General features: G+C 58.1%; 13 protein-coding genes. 5 read left to right on the plus strand and 8 right to left on the minus strand.

The genetic code is table 11. The features are described from left to right. Positions 1 to 34: 34 nt before the first annotated feature. The 4 genes from HB393_RS10365 to HB393_RS10380 all read right to left on the minus strand — a co-directional run bounded on the left by HB393_RS10365 (position 35) and on the right by HB393_RS10380 (position 5,872). Positions 35 to 1,603 carry a DUF4157 domain-containing protein gene (locus tag HB393_RS10365; RefSeq protein ID WP_213805086.1) on the minus strand — a complete coding sequence of 523 codons (1,569 nt, stop codon included), beginning with the start codon at positions 1,601 to 1,603 and terminating at the stop codon, positions 35 to 37. Between the two features lie 188 nt (positions 1,604 to 1,791). Next, positions 1,792 to 3,447, minus strand: coding sequence for a hypothetical protein (locus HB393_RS10370; RefSeq protein WP_213805087.1), 1,656 nt, complete (start codon positions 3,445 to 3,447; stop codon positions 1,792 to 1,794). Positions 3,448 to 3,713: 266 nt separating this feature from the next. Then, positions 3,714 to 5,075 (minus strand): aminotransferase class III-fold pyridoxal phosphate-dependent enzyme, encoded by a 1,362-nt coding sequence (locus tag HB393_RS10375; protein WP_213805088.1) that lies wholly within the window; start codon positions 5,073 to 5,075, stop codon positions 3,714 to 3,716. A gap of 74 nt (positions 5,076 to 5,149) precedes the next feature. Next, a complete protein-coding gene (locus tag HB393_RS10380; RefSeq protein WP_213805089.1) occupies positions 5,150 to 5,872 on the minus strand; it encodes a GntR family transcriptional regulator in 723 nt (240 codons plus the stop codon). A gap of 304 nt (positions 5,873 to 6,176) precedes the next feature. Here HB393_RS10380 and HB393_RS10385 point away from each other — a divergent pair, with 304 nt between their 5' ends. The 5 genes from HB393_RS10385 to HB393_RS10405 all read left to right on the plus strand — a co-directional run bounded on the left by HB393_RS10385 (position 6,177) and on the right by HB393_RS10405 (position 15,628). After that, positions 6,177 to 9,599, plus strand: coding sequence for a TonB-dependent receptor (locus HB393_RS10385; RefSeq protein WP_213805090.1), 3,423 nt, complete (start codon positions 6,177 to 6,179; stop codon positions 9,597 to 9,599). A gap of 99 nt (positions 9,600 to 9,698) precedes the next feature. Continuing rightward, a complete protein-coding gene (locus tag HB393_RS10390) occupies positions 9,699 to 11,015 on the plus strand; it encodes an acetylornithine deacetylase/succinyl-diaminopimelate desuccinylase family protein (RefSeq protein WP_255550966.1) in 1,317 nt (438 codons plus the stop codon). Continuing rightward, the gene (locus tag HB393_RS10395) at positions 11,012 to 12,466 is read left to right on the plus strand and encodes a sodium:solute symporter family protein (RefSeq protein ID WP_213805092.1); all 1,455 of its coding nucleotides are present in this window, start codon (positions 11,012 to 11,014) and stop codon (positions 12,464 to 12,466) included. The genes HB393_RS10390 and HB393_RS10395 overlap by 4 nt, the downstream gene beginning before the upstream one ends. A 40-nt stretch (positions 12,467 to 12,506) precedes the next feature. After that, entirely contained in the window at positions 12,507 to 13,598 is a 1,092-nt protein-coding gene (locus HB393_RS10400) for a P1 family peptidase (protein ID WP_213805093.1), read from the plus strand. A 71-nt stretch (positions 13,599 to 13,669) separates the two neighbouring features. Then, positions 13,670 to 15,628, plus strand: coding sequence for a hypothetical protein (locus tag HB393_RS10405; protein WP_213805094.1), 1,959 nt, complete (start codon positions 13,670 to 13,672; stop codon positions 15,626 to 15,628). A 65-nt stretch (positions 15,629 to 15,693) separates the two neighbouring features. On the opposite strand, the gene HB393_RS10410 is transcribed toward HB393_RS10405, so the two are convergent. The 4 genes from HB393_RS10410 to HB393_RS10425 all read right to left on the minus strand — a co-directional run bounded on the left by HB393_RS10410 (position 15,694) and on the right by HB393_RS10425 (position 22,806). Next, a complete protein-coding gene (locus tag HB393_RS10410; protein ID WP_213805095.1) occupies positions 15,694 to 16,674 on the minus strand; it encodes a class I SAM-dependent methyltransferase in 981 nt (326 codons plus the stop codon). Positions 16,675 to 16,805: 131 nt separating this feature from the next. Continuing rightward, a complete protein-coding gene (locus HB393_RS10415; RefSeq protein ID WP_213805096.1) occupies positions 16,806 to 17,987 on the minus strand; it encodes a hypothetical protein in 1,182 nt (393 codons plus the stop codon). Continuing rightward, on the minus strand, positions 17,984 to 19,144 hold the full coding sequence (locus tag HB393_RS10420) for a hypothetical protein (RefSeq protein ID WP_218623935.1): 1,161 nt from the start codon (positions 19,142 to 19,144) through the stop codon (positions 17,984 to 17,986). The genes HB393_RS10415 and HB393_RS10420 overlap by 4 nt, the downstream gene beginning before the upstream one ends. Positions 19,145 to 19,215: 71 nt before the next feature. After that, positions 19,216 to 22,806: a carboxypeptidase regulatory-like domain-containing protein gene (locus HB393_RS10425; RefSeq protein WP_213805097.1), complete on the minus strand. Its 3,591-nt coding sequence runs from the start codon at positions 22,804 to 22,806 to the stop codon at positions 19,216 to 19,218. Positions 22,807 to 22,825 lie beyond the last annotated feature (19 nt).

Here is a 22,825-nt window from a genome sequence, read left to right on the forward strand (position 1 = left end):
GCTTATTCCCCTAGAGTTTCTGCGCAGATTGCGACTACCCATGCCTCTCTATTTGCGGCTTGACGTCGATAGCGTGGGAGTTGTTAAGCGCAATAAGATACTTAAGCACATCGCGGCCGATGCCGTGCCACATCATGTAAGGTATGTCTCTTTGCATCTGGCGAAATTCGAGAATCGTTCCACGATGCCTTTCATTGTTTGGTCTTGTGCGGCCCACTGGATCGAATCGAAAACCTAAGAGCCCTAGCGCCCGCAATCGATGGGAACCATCCACAGCAAGTAAATTGGGATTTCCGGCTTTGGTTAGACGATCCGTTCCGGTCGCCATGTCTTTGAGCCAATTGTGGCGTGTCAACGAAATTTCCGCGCCTGGACGAGGACCAGAGGGACCATCTGTAATTCTTTGGTTGATCAGCCGCTGGCCTCCTGTATTTGGCATATTCGCAGCGTTCAGACAATAGTCGACCCATTTTTCCGGAGAACTTTCGAAAAATTGACGTTCCGCGATGGGGAGCTGTTTGAACATACTGGCAAAGTCGGTTCGGGCCATCGTGTATGCGACGTCCTTAACATATGCGCGAGCTCCCCCTCCTGAACCTTGAATGAGGTACTGACAGACGAGGGCAACGAGCCCACGAAGCTTGTTGCTGGGGGCATTCCCAGACACCGGAGGGAGAGCGGCCGCAATGTCTCTCAGTTGGGCGGTCTGGAGGGCAAAGTAATTCGATTCGGTGCCATACCGCTCGAAGAGTCCGACGTTGGATTGTTGGCGCAGGCGAGACATCTCCGCAAATAGATCAGGAACGCGTCCGAGGCGCACGCCTACCGTGAGTTGAGGCTGCGCCATAATGTCTTCGCCGTCGGGCTTGATTACGATGGAACTGTCGATGCCGCTCATGAAGAGTTGAGGATGGGTTTTGGGCGTCAGTTGGGGAAGATTGCGATAGAGGCAGAGCTTCGAGATAAATGTGTAGAGCGATCGAAAGACCCGGTCTAATTCCCGCAAGCCATCGTCGGATTCTTCGATCGGTGGTTCTATTACGAACTCGATCTCATCCCCATCCGTCTCCATACTCCAACCATTGGCAGAGTTTCTTCCTCCGTACAGCACCGTTTCTTTGGGTAGGACCGTGTCCCTATTTTCAGGGAGCTTGAAGCGATGAAGAACGAGTGATTTTCGGTAGACCTTCCATCCGGTTTGAAATTCAAATCCAATAGCAGGCTGGAAGACAAGTGGCTCGGGGAAAAAAGAGGGTAGCTTGCGAGTGATGGTAGAGGGCCGCGTCATCGCTGTAGTGGAAGGACTGAATGAGTTCGCCTCCGATTCGAGCTGGTCGTCCGTGATGATGCCTGCGAGACCGTTCAGCTTCCCTGACCACTGCTGCAAGCTGTGCATCAGTTCGTGGAAGATCAGACGCCTTCCGGCGTGCGTGCCCGGATTGTAGGATCCGTGTGCGAAGAGTAGATGAGAGCCGCAGGCGAGCGCCGGGACGCCTAGCGAGGTGGGAAGAGAGCACTCCTGAATCTGAACTTCTGAAAAATCTATACGTGTCGACTTCCACAGTTGGACCAACAGATCTTCCGGAAGAGCTTTGAAAGACAATTCATCACCTCGTTCAAATGCGGGCGGAAGCAACGAGCTATGCCATTTATCTCTCGGCCACTACTTCGCCCAGCGCGAGAGACTCCTGACACAAAAGAGTAACCCGTAGGCTTGCGGATTATTCCCGGCGCACATGAGGAATCTTCTGGGCTGTTTGCGCGCTGAAGTTCAGTGGTGATGGGATGTGGTTAGAGGTCGTCGATGTGGAGGGTGATGTCGGCGTGTTTCCAGGCTGCGTCGAACTGGGTTTTGACCAGAGCGGCGTCGGCGTCGCGTCTTTGCATGAGGAGGCTTTGCCAGAGACCGAAGAGGGAGCGGCCGTTGCCGGGGTTCTGCTGGAGGTCGTGGCGGAAGGTGGCCTCGGCTTCTTTGGGCTGGCCGTTGCGTAGCTGTGCTCCGCCGAGGGATTCGCGGACGGGGTAGTACCAGTCGGCAGGCTCGTTGTAGGAGAAGGTGTCGAGGGTGGCGACGGCTTTCTGCCATAGGGCGAGGGCTTGGGCTTTATCGCCTTTGGCCTCTGCGATTCGGGCGTCGAGGACGTTCAAGGTGAGTTCGAAGGTGGTCTTGGCGGGGTTGTTGAAGTCGGTGGCGAGGGCGGGAGGGATGTTCTGGGCGAAGTCGGCGAGGGCTTTGCGTTCGGCGGATGCCTGTTCGAACTTATGGGTGGCCGCGTAGGCGGAGCCGCGTGCGTAGTGGACCATCGCGGTGACGATGGGGAGATCTTTGGAGGGCGCGGGGGCGTTTAGGATGGTCTGCCACTGCTTGAAGCGGACGAGGACCCAAGGCTGGGTGGGAAGGTACCACTCCATCTGCTTGATGGTTGAGACCTGCGGGGCGACGTGGTCGAAGAGCTGGTTTGCGGCCTTCTGGGCGCAGGCGAAGTTGCCCTCCATGCTGCAGGCGGAGGCGAGGAAGTGCATGTTGTGGGTGTAGTACATGCCGTCGTACATGCTGGGGAGGCCTTCGATGTTCTGGCTGCGGAAGTAGGCACGGTCGGCGTCGACGGCGCGCTCGTTGGCGATGGCGGAGTTGTTGAAGTCGCCTACGCGCTGGTAGATGTGGGCGGGCATGTGGACGAGGTGTCCGGCGGTGGGGGCGAGGGTCTCAAGCCGTTTGGCGCTGGGCAGGGCGAGGGATGGGTCGGAGGATGCCTCGACGGCGTGGATGAGGAAGTGGTTGGCGCCGACGTGGTTGGGGTCGCGGAGCAGGACGGATTGCAGGGCGTCGACGATCTGGGTGGTGCCTTCGACGGGCTTGCCTTCGGCGGTCCAGAGGCGCCAGGGGTGGAGGTCCATGAGGCTTTCGGCGTAGAGGGTGGTGGCGTCGAGGTCGTCGGGGTGTTTGGCGACGAGGGCGGCCATGGCCTTGCTGTAGCGCTCTCCCTGGACGTGGAGATCGTGGTTGGAGTCTTGCGCGTAGCGGTCGGCGAGGGCTTCGATGTAATCGACTTCGATGGCGGGGCCGGTAGTGGCGAGTTGTTTGGCCTTGGTGATGGCGGTGACGGCTTGTTGCTCGCGGGTGTGGCCGATGTCGATGTCGTTGTAGTTGGGGCCGACGGCCAGGGCTACTCCCCAGAGGGGCATAGCAGCTTTCGGGTCGAGCAGGCTGGCTTTTTCGAAGGAGCGGCGCGCCTCGTCGTGATTGAAGGCGAAGAGGTAGTCCATGCCTTGATCGAAGAACTTCTGGGCTTCGGGGTTGCTGGTGCGGATGGTGTGGTGGGAGTTGCCGAGGCCGGAGACGAGAGGGACCGGGCGCTTGTCAGGGTCGCCGGGCATGGGCATGGTCATCTGGGCGAGGGCGAGTTGAGTGGTGAGGAGGAGAAGGGGGATGGTCGCTTGTCTCATGGGTTCTCCGGGGATACTGGTCGCGAGACTACCTTTGGCCTTGGTTATTAGCTTATAAGATCAGTCCCCACCCTTCGCAAAGGCGCGAAGGATGAAGCACCCGGGCGTTTGTGCTTGGTTTCAGATGGCAACGGCTAGAACAAGCAACAGCAAGTGCAACCGCGGGTCCTTCGACTGCGTCTCTCGGGATGAGGCTGTGAGAGACTTCGCTCAGGATGACATTCTTTATTCTTACTCAGCTTCGAATCATGCTTGTGTTCCGAGAGCTAGGCTATGGCTAGTTCAGGTTGAAGCAGGGCGTCTGCCATTAGCAGGGCTTCGTCCAGGGCTTCTACGGCTTCGTCGATTTGGGATTTTTCTATGATGAGCGGGGGAGCGAGGACGAAGTGGCTCATCCAGGCTTGCATGGCTACGCCTTTGGTGAGCATCTTTGCGGCGATCTGATCGACGAGCATGGGCTTGCCGTCGAGTTTGTCCTGCCAGGTGTTGAAGGGGGTCTTCTTCTGCTGGTCCTGGACGAGTTCAACCGCCCAGAAGAGGCCGATGCCGCGAACCTCGCCGATGGAGGGGTGTTTAGGCTTCAGGGCGTGGAGCTTTTCGCCGAGGTAGGCACCCATCTCGTTGGCGCGGTCGATGAGCCCGAGGCGCTGCATCTCGTGGATGGTGGCTACGGCGGGGGCGAGGGTCATGGGGTGGGCTTCGTAGGTGTGGCCGTGGGCGAAGTAGTTGTCTTCGAAGAATGCGGCGATCTTCTCGGTGGTCGCGCAGAGGCCGAGGGGCATGTAGGCGGAGGTGATGCCCTTGGCGGTGGTGAGGATGTCGGGCTTTACGCCCCAGTGGTTGACGGCGAACCATTGGCCGGTGCGGCCCCAACCGCTCATGACCTCGTCGGCGATGAGCAGGACGCCATGGTCGTCGCAGATGCGGCGCAGCTTGGGGAAGTACTCGGGTGGCGGGATGAGGACGCCGTTGGTGCCGACGACGGGTTCGACGAGGACGGCGGCCACGTCGCTCTCATTGGCGATCATGTGCTCGAGGTAGTCGGCGCAGGCTATGCCGCAGCCGGGGTAGGTGTGGCGGATGGGGCATTTGTAGCAGTTGACCTCGGGAGAGAAGACGAGGCCTTGTCCCTTGCCGCCGGGTTCCATGGGCCAGCGGCGCGGGTCTCCGGTGGCGGCGATGGAGGTGCCGGTAGAGCCGTGATAGGAGCGGTAACGGGTGATGATCTTGGTCTTGCCGGTGTACATGCGGGCGATCTTGAAGGCGGCCTCGTTGGCGTCGGTGCCGGAGGTGGTGAAGAAGAACTTGGTGAGGCCTTCGGGCAGGACCTCGAGCAGCAGCTTGCTGAGCTCGGCGCGGGCGGCGGTGGCGTAGGAGGGGGCGGCGTAGGCCAAGGTGGCGGCCTGGTCCTGGATGGACATGATGACCGCGGCGTTGTTGTGGCCGAGGTTCATGCACATTAGTTGGGAGGAGAAGTCGAGGAAGCGCTTGCCGTTGCCGTCGGTGAAGTAGCAGCCGTCCGCGCTGGCGAGGTGGGAGGGATTCCAGCTCTTCTGCTTCCGCCAGGTTCCGTAGTTGTGCTTCTTGGTGAGGGCGATGATTTCTGACGATGTGAATGGAGTGGACATGGCTCTCCTCTAAACTGCGGTGCAGTACCGGGTGTGCCGAATTTCTACGACTCGAAGGTGTGAGGCGAAGCTTTTTATATACGAGGGACGATGTACTTCCGTGCCAACTGCGAGTCGCCCATTTCGGGAGATGCCTCGAAGACTGCCTCGCCGAAGCGGATGGCGCCCATGAGGAGCTTGGCGCTTCGTTCGATGGCCTTGCTGATGTGATCGGTGGCCATGTGGCGAGCTTGTTCGATGTCGCGGTTGCGAATGGCTTCGACGAGGCTGATGTGCTCGGCCACCAGGGTTGGGCCGTGGGATTCGAACGACAGACCGAGGTAGAAGAAGCGCATGAGACGGACGTGGATGTTGGAGACGACGTCGGAGAGCCGCTTGTTTTTGCTCGATTGAGCTATAAGGCTGTGGAGCTGATAATTAGTCTGGAGAAACTCGTGATAACTGTTCTTGTCTTCGATGTTGTACTCGTAGGTGGCTAGCTCGCGCATCTCGTCCAGCTCTTTCTGGTTGGCGCGTTCCGCTGCCAAGGCTGCGGTGGCTGGCTCGAAGATGAGCTGCATCTCCTGGAGATCGTGGAATTCGGCGACTGAGAGGGGAGCGATGGAGTATCCGCGGAAGGGAATGATCCGGACGAGGCCTTCGTGTTCCAAGCGTCGACAAGCCTCACGGACTGGGGTACGGCTGGCGTGATAAAGGCGTCCCAACTCGGCTTCGGAGAAGGACTTGCCTGGCGTCAGCGCACACTCGACGATGTCTTTTCTAACTCTACGGTACAGGGGTTCACTGATGGTTGACATAGGCCTCATCAGAGGAATATCAGCGGTTTCGGCGGCTGTCAACAAAAGTTGGAGCAGTTTGGGTGCGAATTGCGTACAAAATCCGCAAGGTTGGAATTTAAAACAAGAAATCGGTATACCGAGTGTTGACGTCCGCCCGGACGTAGGGTATGTTCTGTTCATTCACCCAAAGTTTTACGCAACTTTCATACTCTCTTTTGAGGGATTGAAGGTTTCTCCATCGACACACTTGCATTGGTTTCAGCCATGAAGTTGAAGTCGTAGACGCACTCGTCTCAATTCCACTTGCCGACACGGAGATACCATGTTTAGGAAATTGCTGACCCCCATTCAATGGAGCGCCTCGAAGATTCAGCCACGCGTACTTGCCGATGTGGTTTTGCCCTGCCTGCTGGGAGCTTTGTTCCTCTTCATGCCAGGGCGGGCCCTTGCCCAGGCGACTGGACAGATCTCTGGAGTTGTCACGGACCCCTCGGGTGGCGTCCTGGCGAACGCGAAGGTCGAGCTGATGAGCGCGGCTACGGCCCAGGTGCGAACGACAACCTCTGGCTCGGACGGCGCGTATACGCTTCCGTTCGTCAATCCGGGAACTTACCAGGTGCGGGTGAGCGCGCCCGGCTTTAGCATGAGCCTTACCAAGAGCGTCGAGGTGTTGGTCAACGGCACGACGCGGGTCGATGCCAAGCTGGTGGTCGGCAGCACTAGCGATGAGGTGACGGTCACAGGTGTGGCTCCGCTGGTAGAGACTGGCAATGCCACGATGGGCAATGTGGTGGACCACGAGGCAATCGTCGACCTGCCGCTGAATGGGCGCAACTTCGCACAGCTTGGAACGCTGATCCCGGGCGTGGTTGCGGCGCCGAGTGCGTTGGGTGGAGCGAGCGGAACTGCGACGCCGGGCGGATTCGGCAACTCGACTGGAAGCTTCAATGTAAACGGCATGCGGAATCAGTCGAACAATTTCCTACTGGACGGAGCGCCCAATAACGACTCCTTCAACAGCGGCTTTGTGATGCGGCCTCCTCCGGATGCGATCGAAGAGTTCAAGATCATGACGCACTCGTACGATGCGCAGTATGGGCGCAGCGCGGGCAGCGTGGTGAACGTGGTAACGCGGGCGGGGACGAATACGTGGCACGGCAGCGCGTGGGAGTTCAATCGCATTTCGGCGTTGGCGGCGAAGAATTACTTTGCGGGCACTGGTCCGAAGCCGGTCTATCTGCAGAACCAGTTCGGAGCTGCGGCTGGTGGGAAGATTATCCCGGACAAGTTGTTCGTGTTTGGCTTTTATGAAGGCTTCCGGTTGAAGGATGCGACGAGCAACACTCTGAATCAGCGGGTTCTGACGGCGGCGGAGCGGAATGGCGACTTCTCGCAGTCCGGTGTGACGATTCGCGATCCGTTGGCGGGCGGAGCGCAGTTCAACTACCTGGGCACTCCGAACCGGATCGATCCTGCGCGGATCAGCTCGATCAGCAGATCGCTATTGTCGCAGTATGTGCCGTTACCAAATAGCGGCAACCAATTTGTTGCCTCTCCAGCAAATATCGACAATCGCGATATGTACGGTGTTCGCGGAGACCTGAAGCTGGGGAGCCACTCGATCCTCGGGCGGTATATGTACTCGCATCAGAACTTGTTTGGGCCGATTACACCGTCGAACTTCGCGCCCACAGGCAATCTGCAGATTATTACTTTGCAGGACGGGATGGGATCGGATACGTGGATCGTCAACTCCCACATGATCAACGTGGCGCGGTATGCGCGGCAGTGGATCAACGGCACGCCAAACAAGACCAGCGGAATCGATCCGACGACGCAAGGGTTTGCGTTTGCTTCGACCAATGTCCTGGCGCGAGGGCTGCCGAACATCACGACCGGTACGGGCTTCTTCACGTTGGGCGATGCGCAGCAGCCGTTTGCCTCGCGCACCAATAGCGTGGATACGATCTCGGACGACTTTACCTGGACCAAGGGGCGGCATCTGCTCCAGTTCGGAGGAGAGGCTCGGCGAGACGCGATCGGACTGCTGTATATCAACCGGCCGAACGGCGCGTTCACCTTCTCGACGACGTTTACCGGCTACCAGCTTTCGGATTTTCTGCTGGGATATCCGACGACCTTCCAGCAAGGTTCTGGCGATCCGTCGATGAGCGGTACTTCGTGGAACTACTCGGGCTATGCGCAAGATCAGTTCCGAATCAACCCTCGTCTGACGGTAGTGGTGGGAGCACGCTATGAGGTGAACAAGCCCTACACCGAAGCGAAGAATCACCTGGCGGCACTGCATCCGGGACAGCAGTCGACGGTGCAGCCGAATGCGCCGCTTGGGCTGGTCTATCCCGGAGATACGAATACGCCGCGAGCGACGTACTACGCGGATACGAACAACATCTCACCGCGTATCGCTGCGATCTTCGATCCTGCGGGCGATGCCAAGACGGTCTTCCGCATCGGTTGGGGCATTTACTTCGACACCATTCCGGGGCAGGGCGACTTCTTCCAGAACGGAACACTCGCTCCGCCGTTCCAGCCGCTGCAGCAGATCGATATCAACCTGCGGCCCGCGAATACGGCGTCGCCGACGTGGTTTGCGAATCCTTACGCTGGCGTGACTGCCGGGCCGGTAGGATTTCCGGCGGGGCTAACGTTTATTGGATGGAGCGATCCGCACTCATACAAGGCGGCGAACATTCAGCACTACAACCTGAGCATGCAGCATCAGTTCACGGCGCAGACTGGGATGGAGATTGCCTATGTGGGATCGCAGGCGAAGAATCTGCCGATCTTCATTGAGGTGAATCCGACCAATGTTGTTCCGGCAGCGGCTACCTCCACAAATGCCTTTGCGGGTGGAACCCGGGCGGTGTTTCCATCTTTCGCGCTGACGCGGCCGACGTTCTCTGCGGCGAATAGCTGGTACGACTCGCTGCAGGCGCGATTTACGGTGCGCCGTTGGCACCGTGCAACAGCGACGGCGGCGTATACGTGGAGTCATGCGATCGATGACGTGTCGGGTCTGAACATCGGCAACGATTCGCGGCCGATCCTGCCGGTTACGATCGGAGACCAGCATTCGATTGACCTTGCGATGGACCGCGAGCGGGGCAATGCGTTGTTCGATACGCGTAACCGCTTCGTCCTGAGTTATGCATACGAGCTGCCACGGATGGATGGGCGCAGCCTTGCGGAGCGGCTGATCGTCGGCGGTTGGCAGTTCAACGGCATCTTCCAGGTGCAGTCGGGGAATCCGTTTACGGCGGTGAACTCGACGACGACGGCACAGTCGTTGACGTTCCGTCCGAACCTGACGTGCGATCCTAACTCTGGCCCGAAGAAGGCAGGCAGCACGACGACTTACATCAATATTTCCTGCTTTGCGCTGCCTACGGTTTCTGCCAACGGAGCCGTGAAGGTGGATAACAGCAAGTCGGGCAACTCACCGCGTGGAACTCTTGTAGGGCCCGGTTTCAATACGACCGATGCCTCGTTGTTCAAGATCTTCCGGGTCACCGAGAACCAAAAGGCTGAGTTTCGCTTTGAAGTCTTCAACGTCTTCAACGAAGCCCATTTTGCCCAGCCGAATCTGACGTTCACGGCGGATACGACTGGAGGTGCGAACTTCGGCAGGGCGAGCACCAGCAGCTCGTCGACATTTGGACGCATCACATCGACGGTTGGCAATGACTCACGCGTGATCCAACTGGCGGCGAAGTATTCGTTTTAGACTGACAGCGGAGGAGAGATACCTCCGCTGCTTCTTTTTTGTCTTGTTCCGGCGCAAAGGCTGGAGTAGATCCTCCCCCAAAGAGAGTTCGAGGTTTCGATGGCATCACCGGCGGTTTCTCCGAAGATCCATGATGTAGTTTGTAGAAGCGTGGAAGAGATTGGGTCGGAGATGATCTCTTTTCTCCAAGACCTGGTTCGAATTCCTACGGTCAATCCGCCCGGCGAGAACTATATCGCTGGAGCAGAGTTTATCGGGAACAAGCTCAAAGAGTTTGGTTACAACACGCATTACATCGCGGCAGAGGGTCTTGCAGAACATACACCGAGTTATCCGCGAGTAAATGTACTGGGGCGGATGGAAGGCTCTACCCCGCGTCCTTCGCTTCACTTCAATGGCCACTTCGATGTTGTACCGGTAGGGGATGGCTGGACGGTCGATCCATTTGGGGGGCTGATCCGCGATGGCAAGTTGTATGGCCGGGGAATCTCGGACCAGAAGGCGGGCATCGCCGCATCGATCTTCGCTATTGAGGCGATTCGCCGTGCTGGGATACGGCTGCTGGGGACGGTGGAGCAGAGCGGCAGTGTCGACGAGGAGAGCGGCGGATTCGCTGGAGTTGCTTTTCTCGCAAAGCAGGGATGGATCGGGCAGGATAAGACGGATTACGTGATCATCACCGAACCCACCAATGTGGACAGGGTCTGTCTCGGACATAGAGGTGTCTACTGGTTCAAGGTCACGACGCATGGACGGATCGCGCATGGCTGTATGCCGCACTTCGGTGTGAGCGCCATCGATCATATGGCGGATTTTCTGCACGGTGTGACGCATGAGTTGAAGCCTGCTCTGGCGACTCGTAAGACCGCGGCTCCGGTGGAGCCTCCGGGATCTCGCTTTGCGAGCATCAATGTAAACTCGGTCTTTGGTGGACAGCCGGAGGAGGGAATCCAGACGCCGTGTGTTGCGGATCGCTCCGGTGCGATCTTCGATCGGCGCTTTCTCTCCGAGGAGTCATTCGAGGATGTGCGTGGCGAGATTCATGCCATGCTCGCGGATCTGCAGGCGAAGGATCCGGAGTTCAAGTACAACATCGAAGACTTGATGGTGGTTCATCCCGTACATACGGATGAGAACTGCGATCTCGTTCGGACGATCAGCGGAAGCGTGGAGAAGATCTTCGGACGTAAGCCAGAGCTGACGGCGAGCCCGGGTACGTACGATCAGAAGCATGTGGTGCGCATCGCAAGCGTCTCCCAATGTATTGCGTATGGGCCGGGCATTCTCAATCAGGCTCATCTGCCGGATGAGTATTGCCTTGTGGAGGATGTCATCAACTCCGCGAAGATTATGGCGCTTACCGCGATGCAACTGCTCGGCGCGGAAGAAGCCGGCCTCTCCCAGGCGACGCGATGAATCTTTACCTCGGTGCGTTGCTCTTTTACTCGGTCTTCCTCATGGCTTTGGGGTTGTTCATCAGCCGCCGGGTTAAGAGCTCCTCCGACTTTCTGGTCGCTGGCCGTAGTCTTGGCCCGGGCAGACTCTTTGCTACTTTTCTGGCTGCGAACATTGGTGCTGGTTCTACTGTGGGCGCTACAGGGCTGGGATATCGCTTTGGGCTGTCGGCGTGGTGGTGGGTTGGTTCAGCGGCTATCGGAAGCTTGCTGCTTTCGCAGTTTCTTGGGCCGAAGCTTTGGAGGATCGCGAAGCAGCATAGCCTCGCTACGCTGCCAGACTTTTTGGAGTTTCGTTACGGCAAAGCGGTGAAGGCGCTCATCTCCGTGCTCTTCTGGTTTGGCGCGATGGCGATTCTTGCGGCGCAGCTGATTGCTATTTCGACGATTCTGAATGCGGTTGCCGATATCCCCAAGTGGGAAGGGTGCATGATTGGCGGCGTGGTTGCCATTGTGTATTGCACGGCCGGTGGTTTGATGTCGTCCGCCTTCGTCAATATGTTTGAGTTGGCTGTAACGATGTCGGGTCTGCTGCTTGCTGTTCCATTTGCGCTGCATGCGCTTGGGGGATGGTCTCATCTGCATGAGTTGGTGCTTGCGCAGAAGGGGAGCGGGGCTGCGACCGACTCGATGTTCAGCATGGTGGGGGTCGGCTCGAAGCAGATCTTCGCATGGATCGCGATTCTTGTTCCGTCGTTCATGATCTCTCCGGGGCTGGTGCAGAAGGTCTATGGAGCGCGGGATGTAAAGGCGGTTCGGGTGGGTGTCGGGCTGAACTCGCTGGGGCAGGTCATCTTTGCGTTTGTTCCGGCGGTGTTGGGGCTGTGCGCCTTTGCAGCGTTGCCCCATCTGGCAAATCCTGATCTTGCGTTGCCTTCGGCGATGAAGTTGTTGTTACCACGGTGGCTTGGCGTATGGACGCTGGCTTCTATCTTTTCCGCGGAGTTGAGTGCGACCGATGCCATTCTCTTTATGCTCTCGACGTCGCTTGCCGTGGATCTTTATAAGACGTTTCTCAAGCCGAACATCTCGCAGAAGAAGCTGCTCGTGGTTAGCCGGATTACTTCCGCTGGGGCAGGCGTCTTAGGGATTTTGTTGGCGACGCTGTTACCTTCGATCATTACCGCGGTCAGCATCTTCTACGGGTTGATTGCCGTGTCGCTGTTTGTTCCCGTGGTCGCGGGACTCTACTCTCGGCGGGTACTCTCTACCGCGGCCATCTCGAGTATTCTGAGCGCCGTCGCTGCGACGGTGGTGACGATGCGGCTTACGGCGAATCATGGAGTAGGTTTGCTCTCTCCGCAGGCTGTCGGAATTGTGACGGCTGCTGTGGTGATGCTCGGGTTTCGTTTTCTTCATCCCGGCCACGTCGAGGACAATACAGCGTTTGCTGGTGGTACGGATTCGCGATAGATAAGTTTGACCGTTGAATTTCAAGATAAGAGGGAACATTATGCGCCGCCGTGAATTTACTCGAAATCTGCTTGGACTTCCGCTTGCTGCTGCACTCCCTGGCATGGCCTTTGCCGCAGCCGGCTTCGATCCGAGTACCCTGCCGCAGGGTGGCTCGATCACTGATGTTCCGGGATTGAAGGTTGGGCATTACACGCTTACGGAGCGCCCTACAGGCTGCACCGTTCTGATCTGCGAAGAGGGTGCGACGGCGGGGGTGGATGTGCGTGGCTCTGCTCCTGGCACGCGCGAGACGGACCTGCTTAGCCCGATCAATGCGGTGCAGAAGGTCAATGCGATCATGCTCTCTGGCGGGAGCGCGTATGGTCTCGATGCGGCCAGCGGAGTGATGCGCTATCTCGAAGAGAAGAAGCTCGGCTACAAGATTGGGCAGCTTGGTGTAGTGCCTATTGTCCCGGCAGCGATTTTGATGGATCTGGGTGTGGGCAACTTCAAGATTCGGCCTAATGCTGAGTCTGGTTATAAGGCGTGTCTCGCAGCGAGTAGTGGTCCTGTTGCTGAAGGCAACGTTGGTGCGGGCGCGGGTGCGACTATCGGCAAGATGTTTGGGCCGAAGTTCTCGATGAAGTCGGGGCTTGGCACGGCCAGCGTGAGCATTGGCAATACCGGTATCGTCGTCGGGGCGTTAGTGGCTGTGAATGCGGTAGGCGATGTGGTGAGTCCGCAGACGGGTAAGGTTGTCGCCGGGGCTCGCGGTGAGGATGGAAAGGGCTATCGCGATTCGATGGCGGCGATGATGAATGGGTATCGTGTCGTGGTTCAGAATGCGGCGAACACGACCATCGGAGTCGTGGCTACGAACGCGAAGTTTACCAAGACGCAGATGAATAAGATCGCGCAGATGGCGCATGACGGATATGCCCGCGCGATCAATCCTGTCCACACGATGGGAGATGGAGACACGATCTTCTCGATGTCGACGGGCGCTTCGGACGTGACCGCAGATGTTACTGCGATCGGCGCGATTGCCGCGACGGTGATGGCGCGGGCAATCGTGCGTGCGGCCATGCAAGCTACCAGCGTTCCGGAGTTAGGGCTCGTCGCGTATCGCGACTATGCGGGCCGTGGCTGAACAAGATTTCCACTAGTTAACAAAGCTACATCGTCGGTTTTTCTCAACTCATTTTTACCTACAGGAGACCTATGCGCATTTTTAAGTGTTGTCCCTACTCATTGCTGCTCGCTCTCCCTCTTGCTTTGGGCGCACAATCCAAAGTTCCGCAACATCCGTTGGATGGCCTCACGACGGACGAGTACTGGAAGGTGCATGACGTCCTGCAGAAGAGCGGACATATTAACGAGAAGACGTTGACGTCGAGTTTGCTGCTGCATGAGCCAGCGAAAGATACGGTGCTGGCGTGGAAGGAGGGTCAGCCGATTCCGCGTGAGGCGGATGTGATCCTGCTCGATGAAGGAAAGACCTTTGAGGCGCGCATCGATCTTACGGGTCAGAAGCTCGAGTTCTGGAACGCAATTCCTGGCGTGCAAGCGCCTGTAACCGGCTCGGAGTTCGCCGCCATGGGGGATATCGTCAAGCATGATGCTCGCGTGCTCGCGGCGCTCAAGGCGCGAGGCATCACCGATCTCTCTACGGTGAACTGCGGCGCCGGGCCCTTGTCGTTCCTGGTCTTTCCCGAGCAGGATGGGCAGAGAATCGGATGGGGCGAGTGCACGGATATTCATGGCGCATACCATAGCTGGGGGCGCACGGTGGAAGGCATCCACATCCTTGCCAATCTGACTACAAAGAAGGTGTTGCGAGTTCTCGATACTGGAGCCGTTCCGGTTCCCAGTGGTCCCACGTCGTTTGAAGAGGCCGAGAGCACTCCCCGCGCCGGAACTACTCCTCTTATCGTGATGCAGCCGATGGGACCCGGTTACAAGATAGACAAAGGTGAAGTGAACTGGCAGAACTGGCACTTCAGATTTCGCCTCGACCCGCGTGTCGGGCCGGTCGTCAATATGGTTCGCTATCAGGATGGAGAGCGGCTCCGTTCGGTGCTTTACGAGGGCTCGCTCTCAGAGATGTATGTTCCTTATATGGATCCGGAGGAGGGCTGGAACTCGCGGGCGTTCCTCGATGCGGGAGAGTTTCTGCTAGGCGGACTCATCAAGCCGGTGGGCCCGGATGACTGCCCGGAGAACGCCGAGTACTTTACAGGCTACGCACCGTCCGATCACTCCGCGCCGATCCGCAAGGCTCAGGCAGCGTGCATGTTCGAGCGTGCAAGCGGCAATCCGGCGTGGCGTCACTTTGAAAATAACCAGATCAATGGCCGTCCCAGCCGCGAACTGGTGCTTCGTACTGCTGCGGTGGTAGGGAACTACGACTATCTGATGGACTGGATCTTTCAGCAGGACGGTACGATTCGTGTGGCGGTCGGCGCAACAGGAATCGTGGAGACGAAGAGTGTCAAAGAGACCTCGGTTGAGCCTATGAAGCATGATGGCATGGCTAAGCCGTCCTATGGCACACTGGTCGCCCCCAACACCGTAGCGGTGAACCACGATCACTTCTTCTCCTATCGGCTTGACCTTGACGTCGATGGAACGAACAACAGCTTCATGATCGATCGCATGGTCGCACAGCCGATCAAGCAGCATACCCGCACCAGTATCTGGGCTGTCGAGTCGTCGCTCGCGCATACCGAGAAGGATGGCATTCTGGATATCGATCTCCACAAACCTAGTATGTGGAACTTCATCAGTACGTCCGAGCATGGGAAGCTCGGCCATCCTACCGGCTTCGAGATTATGCCCGGAGCCACTGCCGTCTCTCTCGTATCGCCGGACGATCCTGCGCAGAGGGTGGGGGCATTCTCAGCGCATCAACTTTGGGTGACGCCGTACAAGCCGGATGAACTCTACGCAGCGGGGACTTATGTGACCAGCAGCAAGGGTCTCGAAGGGCTGCCTGCCTGGACCAAGGCGAACCGCTCTATCGAGAACACCGATATCGTCGCCTGGTACACGCTGGGCTTTCATCATGCGGTCCGTGTTGAAGACTGGCCGGTCATGCCTACGATGTGGCATGACTTCCTGATTCGTCCCGTCAACTTCTTCGATGAGAATCCAGCGATGACTCTTCCACATAAACCCTAGCAGGGAGGCATACGGAGCGGCCTTTGCCATCAATGAAAGGCCGCTTCGCTACTGCATCAGCTCTGCTAAGTAATCACTGGGTGGATTGCGAGTGGTGAGTTGCAGGAGTATTTCCGCAACGGGTCATTGCGACCCTGACGGATCTCGTAAGTGATCACATTCAAGTGTGGAACATTGATGTCGTCAGAGTTTTTGACTAGTGTGTAAGAGCCGGTCCTGCGACTCCGAGTTACATTGATCCCCGTAATGTTGCTCATCCATCTTGCGAGATCTGGAACTTGTCTTGGGTCGTGGTTTGTTGCGTTTGGCATATCGATCTCCACTTGGATCGATGTAAATACCAGCACTCCTCCGACCTTTAATAGGCTAAGGTATCGCTTCAGATCCTCCACCAGGGTTTGGGTGTAGTACATGACTCCATTCAGGTCTGTAATAAGGTCGAACTTCCCTCTTTCCAGATGGAGTTCAGCGTCAGAGATGCCTGAGAAATATTTGCCTGAGACATAATCGAACCGGTCAGGGTACTTCTCTTTCGCTGCTCTGACCGATGGAGCGGCAGTCGTCGGGATTTGATAGCCGGTAGCTATACATTGCCCTTTACCTCCGCCATCCAGATACGCGATCATGGCTCGCGCTTCGCCCGCACCACCATCGAGCCAGCGGCTACTGGCCGTCATACTGGCTAAAGCATTTGTAAAAGCACTTCCAAAGGAGTTCGTGTATTCCTGCGAATCGGAGGTGACGCGGAAGCTATTCTCAGCCAGGCGCCTGACCTGTTCCCTGGACTCCAGCATGATCTTTTCCATCGCCAACGTCATCTTCAACTGCCTAAAAGCGCTGACGTATTGCAGCTTTTTCCCTCCCGGCAAACGGTCGAGGCACATTTCGATGAACCGGAGGCTCTCCGGCGAAGGCGCTCGGTTATAGGTATCGATAGCGTCCAACGTCTCACGGAAGGAACTTCGGGAGCGGGTCCAGCCTGTTACGCTGGCATTACTCTCCCCAATCATTCGTGAAAATACCCTAAGATCGTTTGCCGAGATCATGAAAAATTACACTCCATCTCTGGACTGGTTTCTATCCTTTGATGGATAACAAAACGAGTTGCTGTTTATTCCATTCCGCGAGAGGAATGCGTCGGGGACAACCTGGGTCGCGCAGCCTGTGTATCGCTCTTCTAGGTCGTAAGCCGCAGAAGAGCTTTGAGCGTAATAGGGGATTGGCTCTGCGCATTTCCGGGCATGCCGTTGCCGATGAGCAAAGCCTGTCCGTAGCCTTCATGCCATACCAGGAAGCTCGCGCCTTCATCGGGAAGGCGCTGAAGATTCAGGTAGCTCAGGTAGGCTCCCATCTCCGCATCGATCAGCGAGCCGCGGCCATCGGGTGGAGGCTCCAGTTCAGGATAGGTAAAGCGGAGGTCGATGGAAGTGGCTTCGCTGCGAGGTGTGAAGCGAGCCAGCAGGGTTTGGGGCTGAGCGCGTCGTAGAACTTCGCGAACGGTCCACTGGACGAAGGTCGTCGCGTATAACTGGGTGCCTGATCCGCCGGTGAAGATCTCCATGGCGAAGGCCCGCAGTACCGGGTCGGGCATGGAGGCGAGGCCGATCTGCTCGGGCGTCAGTTGGAGGAGCGTATGCCGCAATCCTTCAGGACCGCTGGCTCCATCCGTGTTGCGCGTCGCGTTGAAGCGAGCGAGGAGTTGTTGACGAGTCGACTTGAGACCGTCATAGGAGAGCGATACCACGGAAGCAGGCGAGGGTGAACGATCTGCTTCGCCGGAGAGACGCCAGTGCGCATAAGGCGCGGGGGCCGCGGCTGCACGAGCCGATAACCACTCTCCAAGGGTGTTGGGCTCTTCGTCTTTGACGTTGGGGAAGAAGGTGCCGTGAGGGCGAAGCTTGAGAAACAACGAGGGCGTGCTGGACTCTGCGCTGAGACGCCGGTCGAGAGCAATCGTGACGAAGCGAGCAGGCTTGATGGGAGGAGATGTCTGGGTGGGAAGCGTAGCCGGAACGAGCAACTTTGCGGCGTCGTGAAATGCACCGATCTGGCCTGAGCTCCAAAGCTCGGCGCTCATCTTCTCTACGAAGCTTGCGGGGTCCGTGGCCCAGTCGAGATGCTGCAGTTCAGGGGAAAGTTGCAGCGCGGCAAAGGCGCGAACCGCCGCTTCTATCGCTGGGGAGTGAGGGGATGCGAGGGCTTGAAGCGACCGTTTGAGTTCTTGGAGTTCGACAGGGAAGAGCCGGTCCGCGCGAGCTATCTGCTGCATCATGATCGCCGCGAGTGGGATAGGCAGCTTTCGCAACAGCGGAAGCTGCTGGGTCGCGAGGGACGAAGGCTTCTGCGCATCGCCGATCACAAGCCGAGCTCCCGAATGAGATGGCCCTGCGACATGCGGGCGTCGCAGCCAAATAGCGCCGCCACGGTGGGTGTCAGGTCGATCGATTCGATTGGACGGTCGACGACTGTGTTTTGTCGTACATCGGGTCCGAGGGCCATCATCCATGTCGTTCGCGAGAGAGCGTCGCCGGTGCGATGATGCTGGAAGCCATTGCCTCCGGCGTCTCCATCGGAGTCGCGGCCAAAGTCCGGAAGGATGAGCAGATTGGTCTGGTCCTTGTACTCGGGTTCGCTTTGGATAGTGCGCCATAGCTCGGCGCAGATGGTGTCAGAGCGGCGGATGCCCTCAAGATAGAGGGAGAACGCGCCGGTGTGGGCTACGTCGATATCGTGGAGCGTCACCCACAGCAGGCAGGGAGCGACCTCCCGCATAATACGGCGGGCGACGAAGAGAGATAGCTCGTCGGGGCTATTCAACGTGCTGGCGTGAGCGGCGAAGTCCGCGACCGAGAGCTTCAGCATGGAGGCGACCTGCTCGGAGGGCATCTCCGATGCAAGCGCAACCGGGGCCTGGATGGGGGACTCGTAGTTATCGTTGAGCAGGTGCTCGAGCCCGCCGAATGCGGCTGAGCCATCCGCGTGGGCGAGCAATCTCTTGGGTAGGATGACGCTGGCTCCTGCTCCCGTATAAAGACCATGGGAGCTTTGGCCGATGCGGTTGAAGCCATTGCTTGGCGCGACCACCCATGCGTCGGACGCCGGGCGCTTGAGACTCTGCCGAAAGTATTCGAAGAGGGTAGGGTTCTCGGGCGAGACGTCGGCGAAGTTGTTGAAGCGCTCGTAGACGCCAGTGGCGAGCGATGCGGTCGCGACATAGTGGCCGAGGATACCGCGATTGACTACCTGGGTGAAGAAGGCCGCTTGCGGCATCAGTTCTTGCAGCATTCGCGGGATATTCTGCTGTCCTTCGGGGGCGAAGGTCTCCTCGTCGCGGGCACCTCCGCCGAAGGTAACGACGACTACCTTGCGGCGCTTCACGGCGCTGCCCCAGGCGCGTCGCGGAAGGACGCTGGAGACGGTGGTCGCGAGGGCGGAGCCACAGAGGCCGCGCAGGAACTCCCGCCGGTCGTAGCTCCGTCCCGCTGCCAGCCGATTCCATTGGTCCACTTGATTCATCGCTGCCACCCGCGGAAAAAGAAAGCCGCCCCGGAATTATAACGACCGGGGCGGCGGTTAGGGTAACGAGGTTAGAAGGAGAGGCGCATCGCGAGCTGGATGACACGCGCGTTGGGAAGGATCCCGCTAAACCTCGTCTGGGTGATTGCCTGTCCGCTAGAGCCCTGTAAGGCGGAGCCAGGATTGCTGAAGCTGGGGTGATTGAGCAGGTTGAAGGCATCGCCGCGAACCTGCAGAGCCGATTCGTGGAAGGGGATCTTGAAGCTCTTGAACAAAGACATATCGAGCTTGTTGAAACCGGGTCCGACGATGGATTGACGCCCTCGAGGTCCGAAGGGAGTCAATCCTGCGATGTTCGACGCGATCAGGTTCTGGCTGGCATCGGAGACGGTAGACGCCTGCGGGGGATTGGCGAATGCGCAAGGATTGAACCATTGCTGTAGGGTTCGCGTCTTTGTTGCGCAATTGAACTGCGGCTGCGTAGCAGGGTTGGCGGTACCTCCAGACGCGAATGGATCGCCGATACGGAAGGGATAGCTGGAGCCCTGGTTGGTTGAGGTAAGGAAGATGGGGTTGCCGCTCTGCACCTGGAAGATGAAGCTGGTCTTCCAGCCACCGGCCAGCGCGTCGACGATACCACCCTTGTTCAGGAACTTTCTTCCTTTGCCGAAGGGCAGCTCGTACTGGGGCGAGAAGGTAAAGCGATTGCGCACATCCTGCGTGCAGGCGCCGTAGTCGTAGCGGAAGCCCAGAGCCGTCGGGTTACGGTAACCGCCTTGCTGGCTCTGTCCGATGGGACCAAAGGCATCGTCGAGGCAGTGAGCCCAGGTATAACCAGCCAGGAAGTACAGGCCATTCGAGTACTTCTTCTCGATCTTGGTCTGCAGGGAGTCGTAGCGGCCGATGCCTTGATTTGCAACGTTGACGATATTGAAGTCAAAGAACGGCTGCAGGCTCTGCCCGTTGGCGCCCTTGGGAACTGCTCCGTTGAAGACGTTGGGGTTGTAGCTCATCCTGAGGTGCTTGCTCTCGTTGCCCTGGTAGCCGATGGTGAACGAGAGAGTATCGCTCAATGCGTGCTGCAGGTTGAGATTGTACGAGGTGGTTACGGCCGACTTGGCGTTCTGGTCGTTGGCATAGATAGTGCCGATGCTGGCAGCGTTCGCCAACGCCGCAGGATCGTTCGCAGCCGCGCCGAAGCCGGTCTCGAGGGTCTGTCCATTGGTGGGGCAGGTGACGACGTTGTTTACATTCTGGCAGACGTCAGGGGTTGGGATGAAGTTCGCATTGGCAAAGAAGGGCGCATTGTTTGCGAGGTTGAGTCCTAGACCGATGTTCTCCAGGCCACCGTAGAAGAGACCTCCACCGGCGCGAATGACGGTCTTAGGATCGGCTGCAAAGGCGAGGCCGATGCGAGGAGCAAAGTTCACCTTGCGGGGGTTCACCAGGTAGTCGTTGTTGGAGTACTGGATCCCGATGTGGTCTCTGGCAAACGTCTGCAGAAGAACGGGGGCAATGGGGAAGTTCTGCTGTGACTGGGGAATGATGTAGGTTCCCGTTCCCTGGTTGTTCGGCGCATAGTTGCCGACGAAGTTGGCCTGGTGATTGTTCAACTCGCGCACCGGCTGGGTGTACTCCCAACGGAGACCGAGATTGAGCGTCAGGCGTGGTGTGACCTTCCAGTCGTCCTGCGCGTAGGCTGCCTCGTACCAACGCAGATCAGTCAGTGGGGTCACACTGTTGAGTGCGGAATTGTTCATATCATCCAACAAGAAGTCGGCGACTCCGGAACCAGTCACCACGGACGGTTGTCCCGGATCCGAGGTATAGACGCCGCTGAAACTCTGGGTGCCGATACCGTTTGGCGGCTGGAGGCCGAAGAACCGTATGTGCTGGAAGTTGATGCCGACCTTCACACTGTGGCGTCCCCAGACCTTCGATACGTTATCGATGATCTGAAGCACATCCTGCTTTTCGTCGGAAGGCAGAAAGCCGGGAACGCCAATTGTGTGAAGCGTTGAGCTTCCGCCTATTCCTGTGGTGCCGAAGCTGATGAGAGGAAAGCCGCCGAGAGTCGGACCAGCCGGAATACCACCTAGACCAAACTGAGCGGCGATGTCTGTCCCGCTATTGACCTGGAGGTAAGAGGCGTGGAGGAAGTTGTAGCCGACGCGAAACTCATTCGACAAAGTAGGACTGAAGAAGTGCGTCTCTCCGAAGACTCCGCTCTTTGCATAGTTTGAGCTTTGTCCGGTGGCTCCGAAGCTCCCGCCATCGAGAATTCCCAGCGGTGGTGTATAGGTGGTTGGATTGTTGGAGTAGCTGTAACGTCCGAAGATCTGATCGTGCTCCGAGGGATTGAAGTCGAGGCGCGCATCGTACTGCGTTGTGTTGATGGTGAAGGACGTCGCCGGAATCGTGTAGTTCTGAAATACCTGATGGGCTGCACCCTGGTTCGGGGCGGGGAACAGGTTCAGAATCCTTTGGGCGACAGGGCTGATCTGGTTCGGACAGATGACGTTGCGGACGCCGTTGCAGGTGAGAAAACGCTGAGGAGTACCGGGGGTCTCTGTGCCTCCGACGGAAGTCGTGTTGTTGCCGCCAGGCAGATAGAGGGCGATCGCTCCGGCGCCGTTCGTGTTGGCTGGGTTGAGAAGCTCAGTGAAGTCACCGTTCCGCATCTGGGCGGTCGGGACGGATTGGTTCGGCTGAGAGGGCACAAAAGAGGAGATTCTGTCGCCTTGCGCGTCGGCGAAGAAGAAGAGCTTGTCATGCCAGATCGGCCCTCCGAAGGTGGCGCCGAACTGGTTCTGGTGAAATGCGGTCTTACCCGTTCGGTTGAAGTAGTCGGAGGCAGCGAGGCGGTCGCTCTCGAAGTACTCCCACAGTGAGCCGTGGAACTGATTGGTGCCTGACTTGATCGATGCGTTGATAGCGGCGCCGGTCGAGTGGCCGAGCTCCGCGCTGTACTCGCTGCTCTGAACCTTGAACTCCGCCAGGGCATCCGGCGGAGGACGAACCGCATAGGTCGCGCCGTTCAGGAAGTCCTGCAGGTTGGAGTTATTGTCGACGCCGTCCAGCACGAAGTTGTTCTGCGAGACGCGGCTTCCGTTGGAGCTGAAGTCTCCGGACTTTGCGACCTGTCCGAATCCCTGGTTGGGTGCGGCCACGCCGGTGGTCAACTGCGCGATGAAGACGTAGTTCCGTCCGTCGAGTGGTGTGTCGGCTACAGTCGCAGCCGAGAAGACCTGACCGGTAGAGGCGTCTTCCGTCTGCAGCTCCGGGGTGGTGGTGACCGTGACTGTGTCGCTGACCTCGCCTGGTTTGAGCTTGAGATTGAGCCCGACGGTCTGGCTCACGCTCACGTTGATGTTTTGCTGCTTCAGGGTCTGGAAGCTGGGGGCGCTAATCGTCAGGGTATAGGTGCCGATCTTGATGGGGGAGAAGGTGTAGGAGCCGTTGCTGCCGGTCGAACGGGAGAAGGAGAGCCCGTTGTCCTGATTGAGCAGAGTAACGGAGGCACCCTGCACTGCATTGCCTGCGGAATCCGTAATGGTTCCGGTAATGCCGCCTTGATCGATCTGCGCAGACGCGAACGGTGCCGCGGCCAGACCAAGCAAAACTGCAAGGTGGATAAAGATGGTCTTTAGGTGGCGACCCACATAAATCTCACTACACATA

Source organism: Granulicella sp. dw_53 (assembly GCF_018449545.1).
Taxonomy (GTDB): domain Bacteria; phylum Acidobacteriota; class Terriglobia; order Terriglobales; family Acidobacteriaceae; genus Edaphobacter.